10 protein-coding genes are annotated in these 12,235 nt (G+C 63.1%); 9 read left to right on the top strand and 1 reads right to left on the bottom strand.

Features of this window, described 5'->3' with window-relative positions; genetic code table 11:
- Positions 1-59 precede the first annotated feature (59 nt).
- Entirely contained in the window at positions 60-1,301 is a 1,242-nt protein-coding gene (locus tag F758_RS0119505) for an LLM class flavin-dependent oxidoreductase (RefSeq protein WP_024509443.1), read from the top strand.
- Between the two features lie 155 nt (positions 1,302-1,456).
- Positions 1,457-2,815 (top strand): cytochrome P450, encoded by a 1,359-nt coding sequence (locus F758_RS0119500; RefSeq protein ID WP_024509442.1) that lies wholly within the window; start codon positions 1,457-1,459, stop codon positions 2,813-2,815.
- Positions 2,816-2,912: 97 nt separating this feature from the next.
- Here F758_RS0119500 and F758_RS0119495 read toward each other — a convergent pair whose 3' ends face one another.
- On the bottom strand, positions 2,913-3,755 hold the full coding sequence (locus tag F758_RS0119495; RefSeq protein WP_024509441.1) for an SDR family NAD(P)-dependent oxidoreductase: 843 nt from the start codon (positions 3,753-3,755) through the stop codon (positions 2,913-2,915).
- A 183-nt stretch (positions 3,756-3,938) separates the two neighbouring features.
- Between F758_RS0119495 and F758_RS0119490 the strand changes: the two genes are divergently transcribed.
- From F758_RS0119490 to F758_RS0119460, 7 genes are all read left to right on the top strand, one after another.
- Positions 3,939-4,898 (top strand): sensor histidine kinase, encoded by a 960-nt coding sequence (locus F758_RS0119490; protein ID WP_024509440.1) that lies wholly within the window; start codon positions 3,939-3,941, stop codon positions 4,896-4,898.
- 149 nt (positions 4,899-5,047) lie between these two features.
- A complete protein-coding gene (locus tag F758_RS0119485; protein WP_024509439.1) occupies positions 5,048-6,817 on the top strand; it encodes a putative bifunctional diguanylate cyclase/phosphodiesterase in 1,770 nt (589 codons plus the stop codon).
- Positions 6,818-7,003: 186 nt separating this feature from the next.
- A complete protein-coding gene (locus tag F758_RS0119480; protein ID WP_024509438.1) occupies positions 7,004-8,185 on the top strand; it encodes a substrate-binding domain-containing protein in 1,182 nt (393 codons plus the stop codon).
- 297 nt (positions 8,186-8,482) lie between these two features.
- The gene (locus tag F758_RS0119475; RefSeq protein ID WP_024509437.1) at positions 8,483-9,250 is read left to right on the top strand and encodes an ABC transporter ATP-binding protein; all 768 of its coding nucleotides are present in this window, start codon (positions 8,483-8,485) and stop codon (positions 9,248-9,250) included.
- Complete coding sequence (locus tag F758_RS0119470; RefSeq protein ID WP_024509436.1) at positions 9,247-9,969, top strand: branched-chain amino acid ABC transporter ATP-binding protein; 723 nt, start codon at positions 9,247-9,249, stop codon at positions 9,967-9,969. The genes F758_RS0119475 and F758_RS0119470 overlap by 4 nt, the downstream gene beginning before the upstream one ends.
- Positions 9,966-10,976 carry a branched-chain amino acid ABC transporter permease gene (locus F758_RS0119465; RefSeq protein ID WP_024509435.1) on the top strand — a complete coding sequence of 337 codons (1,011 nt, stop codon included), beginning with the start codon at positions 9,966-9,968 and terminating at the stop codon, positions 10,974-10,976. The genes F758_RS0119470 and F758_RS0119465 overlap by 4 nt, the downstream gene beginning before the upstream one ends.
- Complete coding sequence (locus F758_RS0119460) at positions 10,973-12,040, top strand: branched-chain amino acid ABC transporter permease (protein ID WP_024509434.1); 1,068 nt, start codon at positions 10,973-10,975, stop codon at positions 12,038-12,040. Before F758_RS0119465 ends, F758_RS0119460 begins: the two co-directional genes overlap by 4 nt.
- Positions 12,041-12,235: the final 195 nt, after the last annotated feature.

Here is a 12,235-nt window from a genome sequence, read left to right as displayed (position 1 = left end):
CAGGGCCACCACGTAGCCTGCGCAAAGCCCAATAATGAAAAATTCCGCTCGGAGGAACCATGGCGCGCCTGAAATTCGGAGCTTTTCTCGCCCCGCATCACCCCATCGGCGAGCATCCGATGCTGCAATTCCGCAGGGATCTCGACTTCGTCGCCCAGCTCGACGAGCTCGGCTATGACGAGTTCTGGTGCGGCGAGCACCATTCCAGCGGCTGGGAAATGATCGCGTCTCCTGAGATGTTCCTCGCCGCCGCCGGCGAGCGCACCAAGCGCATCAAGCTCGGCACCGGCGTGATCTCGCTGCCCTATCACCATCCCTTCAACGTCGCGCAGCGCATGGTGCAGCTCGACCACATGACCGGCGGCCGCGCCATTTTCGGCTCGGGCCCCGGAGCGCTGGCCTCGGATGCGCATACGCTCGGCATCGACCCGATGACGCAACGTGACCGCCAGGACGAGGCGATCGCGATCATCCGCAGGCTGTTTGCCGGCGAGCGCGTCACCGCGAAGAGCGACTGGTTCACGATGAACGACGCGGCGCTGCAGATCCTGCCTTTGCAGGAAGAGATGCCGTTCGTCGTGGCCTCGCAGATTTCACCTTCGGGCATGACGCTCGCCGGCAAATACGGCATCGGCATCATCTCGCTGGGCTCGATGACGACGCAGGGCCTGATGTCGCTGGCGCAGCAATGGCAATTTGCCGAGGACGCCGCGAAAAAGCATGGCACGACGGTGAGCCGGAAGGACTGGCGCGTGCTGCTCTCCTGGCACATCGCTGAGACGCGGGAGCAGGCGCGGCGCGAGGCGGGCGCCGGACTGATGCGCTGGCACAATGAATATAATGTCGGCACCTTGATGCGGCCGGGGCTGACGGCCTTCTCGTCGCCGGACGAGGCCGTGGACAAGACCGCCTTCGTCGAAGGCGCTGCCTCCACCATCGGCACCCCCGACGATCTCGTCAAAACCATCAAGAATGTAATCCAGGTGTCCGGCGGCCTCGGCGCCATCATCGGCTTTGCCCATGACTGGGCCAACCCGCAAGACACCCGGCGGAGCTGGGACATGGTCGCGCGTTATGTCGTGCCGGAGATCAACGGCTACATCGACGGCTTGCGCAGGTCGCAAAAATTCGTGATCGAAAACCGCGCCATCTTCGATCGCGCCGGCCAGGCCGTGATGGCCAAGATCATGGAGAACGACAAGGCGGCCGCCGCGCTCGCTCACACCGGCCCTGGGCGGGTCGCGATTCCGGCCGTGAATGCGCCGGACCTGCAAAAGGAAGCGGCAAAGAGAAAGGCTTGATTATCCCCGCTGTGTCGCCGTCACCCCCGCGCAAACGGCGTAGTTCGTTTGTCGCTTGAGGCGCTCGCCTCGCGCCTCAAGATGACGGTTTAAACGCCGGTAGCAGCCGGATAAGGTGTGTCACATGCATCACCGGAGCGACCACCGCCATGTCGATGGCTCTTCCTTCGGCCAGCGTTACCCCGCCCAAACGCAATTCGCTGAAACACATCCCGGGCGATGAGGGCTGGCCGCTCATCGGCCACACCCTGCAGATCCTGGCCGACCCGAAAGGCTTCATCGAGAAGCGGGCCCAAAAATATGGCCTGGTCTATCGCAGCCACATATTCGGCGAGACCAGCGTCGTTTTGCTTGGGCCGGACGGCAACGAACTCGTGATGTTCGACCAGGACAAGCTGTTTTCCTCGGAGCACGGCTGGGGCAGCATCCTCGAACTCCTGTTCCCGCGCGGACTGATGCTGCGCGACTTCGAGGAGCATCGCATCCACCGCAAGGCCCTGTCGGTCGCCTTCAAGGCGGGGCCGATGCAGTCTTATCTCGCCAAGCTCGACAGGGGCATCGCCGCCCGCATCGCCCAATGGAGGAAGCAACCCGGCGAGATGAAGATCTACCCGGCGATGAAGCAGCTCACGCTCGATCTCGCCGCGACCTCCTTTCTCGGCGCCGATATCGGCCCCGAGGTCGATACGATCAACAGGGCCTTGATCGACATGGTGGCCGCCGCGGTTGCGCCGATCCGGCGTCCGCTGCCCGGCACGCAGATGGCCCGCGGGGTCAACGGACGCAAACGCATCGTCGCATATTTCTCCGAGCAGATTCCGATCCGCCGCGTAAAAGGCGGCGACGATCTGTTCTCGCAGCTATGCCAGGCGAAGGATGAAAACGACAAGCTGCTGTCCGCGCAGGACGTCATCGACCACATGAGCTTCCTGATGATGGCCGCCCACGACACGCTGACCTCGTCGCTGACTTCGTTTGTAGGCGAACTGGCGGCACATCCGGGGTGGCAACAAAAGCTGCGCGACGAAGTCATGGCGCTTCGACTGGCGGCGGACGACCCGATCAGTTCCGGAGAGCTCGATAAGCTGCCGCTGACGGAGATGGCCTTCAACGAGGCGCTGCGCAAAAAACCGCCGGTGCCCTCGATGCCGCGGCGCGCGGTGCGCGATTTCAGCTTTATGGGCTTTGCCATTCCCGCCGGCACCCTGGTCGGCGTCAATCCGCTTTTCACCCATCACATGCCGGCGATCTGGCCCGACCCCGACACCTTCGATCCCCTGCGCTTCACTGGCGAAGCACAACGCGCCCGGCATCGCTTTGCCTTCGTGCCGTACGGCGGCGGCGCACATAAATGCCTGGGCCAGCACTTCGCCTATATGCAGGCCAAATGCTTTGCACGGCATTTCCTGCAGAACCTCTCGGTCTCCTTGCCACAAGGCTACAAGCCGGAATGGCAGATCTGGCCGATCCCCAAACCCCGCGACGGCTTGCGGGTGGTTGTGAAGCCGGTGTGAGCTGTTCCCGTCATTCCGGGGCGGCTCGGAGAGCCGAACCCGGAATCTCGAGATCGCGGGTTCGCGTCTTCGACGCGCCCCGCAATGACGGAGCAAGCTACCCCTTCTTTCCCTCGAACGCCTTGCGCAGCTCGACATAGCCCTGCTGCTGCTGACTCCAGTTGCGTCCGCCGGTGATTGCGCCGTCGACCACCAGATCATGCCCGTTGATAAAGCTGGATTCATCACTCGCCAGGAACACCGCGGCATAGGCGATGTCTTCCGGCAGGCCCGCCCGCGGGATCGGCTGCGCGCTCTTGTAGACATCGCGCATCACGGGCGGAGTGTTCTCCGCCGCCTCCACCGATAGCCCCACGGCCTTGGCGAAAATACCGGTCGCGATCGCGCCCGGCGAGATCGAGTTGACTCGGACCCCGGCCTCGCCGAGTTCCATGGCGACGCATTTGGTGAGATGGATCACCGCGGCCTTGGCGGCGCTGTAGACTATCGAGGAGGAAAAGCCGGCCAATCGGCCAGCGATGCTGCCGTTGTTGATGATACTGCCGAAACCCTGCTTCTTCATGTGAGGCGCGGCATGTTTCATGCCGAGCATGACACTGCGCACCAGGGTGGCCATGGCAAGGTCGAACCGTCCGATCTCCAATCCCTCGATACCGCCGGTCTGCGCCGGGCCGCCGGCATTGTTGAAGAGGCAATCGATGCGGCCGAATTTGTCGACCGCAAGCGCGATCAGCGCCTTGACCTGCTCCTCAACCGTGACGTCGGTCTGGCGAAAGAGGCAGTTGGGGCCCAGCCGCGCGGAGAGCGCCTCGCCCTCAGGAACACGGCGGCCGGCAACGACAACTTTCGCGCCTTCGGCCACGAAGATCTCCGCCGTGCGCAGGCCGATGCCACTGGTAGCCCCCGTGATCACCGCGACTTTGCCATCGAGCCGTCCCATGTCGTTCCCTCTTTCATTGCAAATTGATTCGAACTGACGCGCGGAAAACCTCTCCCGCGCCGGAACCATATTCCCGATCCCTCGAATGGGTGGCAAGCTATGCGTGCAGATGTGAGGCGCGTATTTTGCAATGAAGAGCCGCGCGCTCGCCCCAGCCGAACCGGCGGGGCTGTTAGGAGGAAGATGAAGCTGTTCGAGGAATTTCGGCGGGGTTGGCATGGAGTAGACCAGCCGTCGCCGCTGTTTGGTCTCGGCTTTGTGCTGTTCTGCCTGGCACTTTCCACCGCGGCGCGCTGGGGCATGTCCCTGATACGGCCCGACATCTTTTTTACGCCCTATATCCCCGCGGTGTTTTTCGCGACGGCGGTTGCCGGCTGGCGCTTCGGCGCCATCACGGCCATCGTCAGCGGCGTGCTCGGCGTCGTCTTGAATTTCGACCACGGGAGGGCGGATGCGGCACGCTTTGTGCTGCTCCTGATCTACTGGGCCGTCGCGGCCTTCACCATCTGGGGCGTCGAACATTATCGCTCCCTGGTTGCGCGCGAGCGCCGCATCTCCAAACGACTGATCGAGGAGGAAGAATACCGCAAGCTCGTGGTCGCCGAACTGCAGCACCGGTTAAAGAACAAATTGTCGACCATTCACGCCGTGCTGCATCAGGTGCTGGAGAAGCAGCCGCAGGTTTGGGGCAGCATCGATCATCGCCTGCGCGCGCTCGCGGTGACCGACGATCTGATCGCACGGGCCGACAAGGCGGGTTGCGATATCAGGGAGCTGCTGCTCTCCGAGCTCGGCCCCTACGGGCATGTCCGGTTCAATCTGAACGGCGAGCGGCTGTACCTGCCGGCGAAACTGGCTGTGAGCCTTTCCCTGATTTTTCACGAACTCGCCACCAACGCAGCAAAATATGGCGCGTTTTCCGCCGCGCGCGGTTTCCTGCAGGTGTCGTGGACCGTGTCCGAGGATCGTCTCAACGTAACCTGGGACGAGACCGAGGGCCCTACGGTGGAAACAGTGGGCCCTGCCGGCTTCGGCACCAAGCTGTTGAAATCGGCACTGCTGGCGTTCGACGGCAAAACCGAGATCACCTTCCTGAAGACCGGCGTCCATTGCACCATGCAATGCCGCATACCCGTAACGTGACAGTCGCGCATCGCTCGCGGATCGCGTTGACACTCTGTTAATGACAACACTCATCGTCGCCATGCCGCCTGCTGCCTTCGAACCGGTGACGCCGTGTTTCGGCGCAAAGCTTAACCAAATGAAGAGGGAGCCGCGCAAGAACGGCCCTCATGCAAAACCAAGCCGCAGATTCTCTCCGGGGCGCTGCCACGGAAGCCGGTTCGCTTCGCGCGCTCGAAGCTGAGCTGAGCCTATTTAAGGAAGTGCTCCGGCTTCTGCCTGCCGGCGTTACGCTCCTGGATGAGAATGGCAGGCTCTTGCTTGCGAACGATGCCGCCACGGCGCAACTCAGATTGCCGGAAGCGACGCACGCGCTGAACCAGCGGCGAGAGATCGCGCTCGAACTGCTCGGCACCGGCCGCACGCTCGTGACTGAGGAGACCGTCGGCCAGGGATCCTCGCAGCACGTGCTTTTGAGCGCCCATCGCCCTGTCCACATTGGCGAGCAGAGATTGTTGCTCTCGAGCTCGGCCGACATCAGCGAACAAAAGGCTTTCGAGGACCAGTTGTTTCGCTCCGCCTATTACGACGAACTGACCGACCTGCCGACGCGGCGCGTGATCGAGCACCGCGCCAACAGCCTGCTCAATCGCGGTGAGCAGGAACGATTCGCGCTGGCCTTCCTCGACATCGACAATTTCAAGCACATCAACGACTATTACGGCCACGCCATTGGCGACGCGCTTTTGGTCGGGCTCGCCAAGCGCTTGAGCCGCGACCTGCGCGAGACCGACATGCTGGCGCGGATTTCAGGCGATGAATTTCTGCTCCTGCTTTCGCCGATCGAGAGCGCGCAGGAAGTCGCCGACTACATGGAAACGACGCTGAAGCGGCTGAGCGCCCCGTTCTTCATCGACGGCTCAGAAATCTTCGCCTCTACCTCGATCGGCGTCAGCCTCTATCCCGAGCACGGCATATCCTACGAGGTGCTGCGCCAGAACGCTGATCTCGCAATGTATCGCGTCAAGAACGAGGGCAAGGGCGCCGCCGCGTTCTTCGATGCCGGTATGGAGCACGAGGCTTTGGCGCGGATGAAGATCGAACAGTCGCTGCGGCTGGCGATCCTGGAGAAGCGGTTCTGCTGTGCGTTCCAGACCAAGGTCGATATCCGGAGCCAGCAGATCAGGGGTATCGAGGCGCTGGTGCGGCTGCGCGACGAGGGCGGCGTGATCCAGGCGCCCGGCGACTTCGTCAATCTTGCCGTCGAGCTCGGACTGATCGATGAGCTGACGCATCTCGTGCTCGCCGAAATCGTCAAGTCGATCGACCGCATCAACGATACGTTCGGCCCCGATGCGACGATCAGCATCAATGTCGCCGCCAAGCAGGCCGGCAATCCCGAGTTCATGCGCTCCTTTGCCGAGGCGCTGGAAGCGACCGGCTTTCCGTCCCGCTTCATGATCGAGGTGACGGAAGATGCCTTCGTCGCCAAAAGCCACTTCCAGCAGGCGATCCTGCCGATGTTCCGCAAGCTCGGCGTCGGCATCTCCATCGACGATTTCGGCATCGGCTATTCGTCGCTCTCGGCACTCGCCGACATCACCGCCGACGAGATCAAGATCGACCGCTCCTTCATCACCGACATCCATAAGCGCCCGCGCAGTCAGGGCATCTTGCGTGCGATCGAATCCTTGAGCGCGGCGCTCGGCATGACGGTGATTGCGGAAGGCATCGAGTCCTTCGAGGAGCTGGCCTATCTGCAGGCCGCGACGAACATCCGCTACGCGCAGGGCTACTATTTCTCGCGTCCGATCTTCCTGGAAGAGCTGAAGCCTGCGATCCCGCTCGCCAGCGAGACGCGCGTCAGCCTGGCAAGCCGCCCGCTGCAGGAGAGCCGGCCGGGTTATTCTTCCCGCGGCGCCCGCGGGTATCGGCGGTAGAGGCAGATGGCTCATGTAAATGGTCGTTATCCGCCGGCGCTTCGCCTCGCCCGCAGGGAGAGGTGAACTCCGCTCTGCTGCTATCTTCGCTACAAAAGGATACAGTCCGCTCCGCCTCGGATGCCTTGACCCGGGCCGAGGGCCCACACTATCAGTTGCGCGAAACGCAAAAAGGGGGAGAGAGCCGTGCGCAGATCCTTGATCGCTTCCGGCATTGCCGTCGCTTTATTGTCCACAGCCGCCCAGGCGGACGATCTCACCATCGCGCTGATCTACGGCAAGACCGGGCCGCTCGAGGCCTACGCCAAGCAGACCGAGAGGGGACTGCGCATGGGTCTGGAATACGCGACCAAGGGCACCATGACGGTCGACGGCCGCAAGATCGTCATCGTCACCAAGGACGATCAAGGCAAGCCGGACCTGTCGAAGGCTGCGCTCGCGGAGGCCTATCAGGACGACAAGGCCGATATCGCCATCGGCACCACCTCCTCCGCTGCGGCGCTGGCCGATCTGCCCGTGGCCGAGGAGAATAAGAAGATCTTCCTGGTTGAGCCCGCGGTGGCTGATCAGATTACCGGCGAGAAGTGGAACAAGTACATCTTCCGCACCGCGCGCAATTCATCCCAGGACGCCATTTCCAACGCGGTGGCCATCGGCAAGCCGGGCGTGACCGTAGCCACCTTGGCGCAGGATTACGCTTTCGGGCGCGATGGTGTCGCCGCATTCAAGGAAGCGCTGGCCAAGACCGGTGCGACGCTTGCCGCCGAAGAATATGTGCCGACCACCACCACTGATTTCACCGCCGCGGGCCAGCGTCTGTTCGATGCTCTAAAGGACAAGCCGGGCCGCAAGATCATCTGGGTGATCTGGGCCGGTGCCGGCGATCCCCTGACCAAGCTCCAGGACATGGATCCGAAGCGCTATGGCATCGAGCTTTCCACCGGCGGCAACATTCTGCCGGCGCTCGCCGCCTATAAGCGCCTGCCCGGCATGGAGGGCGCCACCTACTATTATTATGACATCCCGAAGAACCCGGTGAACGACTGGCTGGTGGCCGAGCACGAGAAGCGTTTCCACTCCCCGCCCGACTTCTTCACCGCCGGCGGCTTTGCCGCGGCGATGGCCGTGGTGACCGCCGTGACCAAGGCGAAATCCACGGACACCGACAAGCTGATCTCGACCATGGAAGGCATGGAGTTCGACACGCCCAAGGGCAAGATGGTCTTCCGCAAAGAAGACCACCAGGCACTGCAGAGCATGTATCACTTCCGCGTCAAGGTCGATCCGAACCTCGCCTGGGCGGTGAACGAGCCGGTGCGCGAGATCAAGATCGAGGACATGGACATCCCGATCCGCAATAAGCGGTGATGGTGTGCTATCTCTCGCGGCCTTCGCGTTGCCAAGTTTTGGTGAGCAAGCGCGAAGCAAGGCAACAGATGGGAGCTTGATCGTGCGAGATCGACGCAAGCACCCAATTTTCACCGTCACCCTGAGGTCCTCGCGCGGCGAGCCTCCAAGGGTGACGGCCCGGCTCTCGCAGCGGGACCGTTCATCCTTCGAGGCCGGCTCCGCTCGCACGTCAGGAGGACGGATCACGACGGGTGCTCGCTGCAGCCGAAAGCGATGACGCCACTGGAGACAGCGAAACCTCAGCACGTGCAGCCCATGTCCATCACGCTCGAAACGCAAGATCTCACCATCCGCTTCGGTGGCCACGTCGCGGTTAACCGCGTGAGCTGCACGTTCCGTCCCGGCGAGCTCACCGCCATCGTCGGCCCGAACGGCGCCGGAAAGACGACCTATTTCAACCTGATCTCCGGGCAACTCCGGCCCAGCGACGGTCGCATCCTGTTCGAGGGCAAGGACATCACGCCCCTCACCGCGCCCTTACGCACCCGCGCAGGGCTGGGACGTGCATTCCAGCTCACCAATCTTTTTCCCAATCTCTCGGTCGAAGAGAATGTCCGCCTCGCCGTGCAGGCCGCGCACCACGTGCATTACGACATGCTGCGGCCCTGGATGATCAGACGCGACCTGATCGAACGCGCAGGCGCCCTTCTCGACAAGGTCGCGCTCCGAGGCCGCCGCACGGCGGCCGCGAGCGCGCTGTCGCATGGCGACCAGCGCAAGCTCGAGGTGGCGCTGATGATGGCGTTGGAGCCGAAAGTATTCATGTTCGACGAGCCGACCGCGGGCATGAGCATCGACGAGGTCCCTGTCGTGCTCAACCTGATCGAACAGCTCAAGCAGGACAAGAGCAAGATCATCCTCCTGGTCGAGCACAAGATGGACGTGGTTCGCTCGCTCGCCGACCGCATCATCGTGCTCCATAACGGCCAACTCGTCGCCGACGGCAAGCCTGCCGACGTCATTGCCTCGCCGATCGTGCAGGAGGCCTATCTCGGCGTCGCACCGGGGCGGAGCGCGGCATGAGCGATCTCCTCACGCTATCGGGTGTTCATACCCATATCGGGCGCTACCACATCCTGCAGGGCGTCGACTTCGTCGTGCCCGAAGGACAGACCACCATGCTGCTCGGCCGCAACGGCGCCGGCAAGACCTCGACGCTGCGCACCATCATGGGGCTTTGGCAGGCCTCGGCGGGAGAAATCCGCCTGGCCGGGCAACGCATCGACCGCGTGACGACGCCCGATATCGCCCGGCTCGGCGTGGGTTATGTGCCGGAGAGCATGGCAGTGTTCTCCGATCTCTCCGTGCGGGAAAACCTGGTGCTGGCGGCCCGTGACGGGGCGATGGACGATGCCCGGCTGGAGTGGATCTTCGGCTTTTTCCCGGCGCTAAAGCGGTTCTGGCTGTCGCGCGCCGGCGGTCTCTCCGGCGGGCAGAAGCAGATGCTCTCGATCGCCCGCGCGATCGTCGAGCCGCGCAAACTGCTGCTGATCGACGAGCCGACCAAGGGCCTTGCACCCGCAATCGTCAGTTCGCTGATCGAATGTTTGAAGGAGATCAAGCGCAGCAGTGCGACCATTCTTCTGGTCGAGCAAAATTTTCATGCCGCACGCGAGCTCGGAGACAATGTGCTGGTGATGGACAACGGAACCATCGTCCATCGCGGCGAGATGGCGGCGCTCGCCGCCGACGTGCCGCTGCAGGAACACTTGCTGGGCTTGAGCCTGGAGGCCCATCAGTGACTGAACTCGCCGCAACCGATCCCTTACCGAAGCCGAAACGCGACCTGCTGCCGGCGCTGTTGCCGATCGCGCTCGCGCTCGTGATGCTGCCCCTGATCGGATCGACCAGCTCCTGGGTGACGCTGACGGTCGCAAGTCTCGCCATGGGCATGATGATCTTCATCATGGCGAGCGGCCTGACACTGGTGTTCGGCCTGATGGACGTGCTCAATTTCGGCCATGGCGCCTTCATCGCGGTCGGCGCCTATGTGGCAACGCTGGTGCTGCTGCCGCTCGCGGGCTGGATGCAGTCCGACTCGCTCGCAAGCAATCTCGCCGTGCTGGTGCCGGCGGCGCTGCTCTCCATGGCCGTCTCCGGCGCGCTTGGCATGGTGGTCGAGCGCGTGCTGATCCTGCCGGTCTATGGCCAGCATCTAAAGCAGATCCTGATGACGACGGGCGGGCTGATCGTCGCCGAGCAGGCACTTTACGCGCTGTGGGGGCCGCAGATCATTCCGCTGCCGCTACCTGCTTCCCTGCGCGGCTCCTTCATCATCGGCGACATCGCGATCGCCAAATATCGGCTGCTCGCAATGCTGGTCGGCCTCATCGTCTTCCTAGCCATCCAGCTCGTCCTGAACCGCACCAAGATCGGACTTCTGATCCGCGCAGGCGTCGAGAACCGCGAGATGGTGGAGGCGCTGGGCTACCACATCCGCAGGCTTTTCCTGGGCGTCTTCATGACCGGCTCGGCGCTTGCCGGCCTTGGCGGCGTGATGTGGGCGCTGTACCGCGAGGAGGTGCATGCCTCGATGGGCGACGATCTCACCGTGCTCGTGTTCATCGTCGTCATCATTGGCGGCCTGGGCTCGATCGGCGGCTGCTTCATCGGCGCGCTGCTCGTCGCCATGGTCGCCAACTATGGCGGCTTCCTGGTGCCGAAGCTGGCGCTTGTCTCCAACATCCTGCTGATGGTCGCCATCCTGATGTGGCGGCCGCGCGGACTTCATGCGGTGACCAGCCGATGATGATCCTTTCGGGCGATCCCCCGCGCAGCCGCGCGCTCACTCTCCTGCTAATCGTGATTGTGGCGGCGCTGCTGGCAACGCCATGGCTGTTTCCGGGCGCCAAGGCGCTGAACGTCGCAGCCAAGATCTGTATCTTTGCCGCCCTCGTAGCCTCCTACGACCTCCTGCTCGGCTATACCGGCTCGGTGTCGTTCGCCCACACCATGTTCTACGGCATCGGCTCTTACGCCGTCGCAATCGCGCTCTATTCGATGGGGCCAAACTGGGCGGCGGTCGCGACCGGCATCGTAGTCGGCCTGCCGCTCGCGATGCTGCTGGCGCTCGCCATCGGGCTGTTCTCGCTGCGCGTCGAGGCAATCTTCTTTGCCATGATTACGCTCGCGGTCGCCTCTGCCTTCATGGTGCTCGCCTCGCAGCTCTCCTGGCTCACCGGCGGTGAGGACGGCCGCAGCTTTCAACTGCCGGAGCTGCTCCGGCCCGGCACGGTCTTCATATCCAAGAAGGCGTTCGGCTTCGAGGTCAACGGGCGGACCCTCACCTATTATCTCGTGTTCGCCGCCTCCGCGGCGATGATCCTCCTGCTGCTGCGCGTGGTCAACTCGCCCTTCGGCCGCGTGCTGCAGGCGATCCGCGAAAACCGCTTTCGCGCCGAAGCGCTCGGCTATCGCACGGTATTCCATCTCACCTACGCCAATTGCATCGCGGCGACGGTTGCCGCCAGCGCCGGCGTCCTGAACGCGCTATGGCTACGCTATGCAGGCCCCGACACCTCGCTCAGCTTCTCCATCATGCTGGACATTCTGTTGATGGTGGTGATCGGCGGCATGGGCACGACCTATGGCGCCATCGTTGGCGCCGCGATCTTCATCCTCGCGCAAAACTATTTGCAGGCCTTGATGGGCACCGCCTCCCGCGCCGCTGCGGACGCCGGCCTGCCCTTAGTGCCCGGCCTGCTGCACCCGGACCGCTGGTTGCTTTGGCTTGGGCTCTTGTTCATCGCGAGCGTTTATTTCTTCCCGACCGGTGTGGTCGGGCGGTTGCGGGGTAAGCCGTCCGCCAAGTAGGGCCTATCAAGGCACACGTGCATCAGGCAGTTGCCAACCCAGCGGCCGCCTCCACTCGCCCTTCATGCTCCATCGCACCGCAACATCGTTCAGCATATTGCGCAAATGCTGAGCAAGCTGCGGCGGTTAAGCCTTGAGTAACCGGATTTCCTAACCGCTTTTATCATTCCTGCATCGTATCTATTCCCTCACCGA

Origin of the sequence: Bradyrhizobium sp. ARR65, assembly GCF_000472385.1 — a bacterium.
Classification (GTDB): domain Bacteria; phylum Pseudomonadota; class Alphaproteobacteria; order Rhizobiales; family Xanthobacteraceae; genus Bradyrhizobium.
Note: the sequence above shows the minus strand (reverse complement) of the source record. Positions and strands in the feature narration are given on the sequence as shown.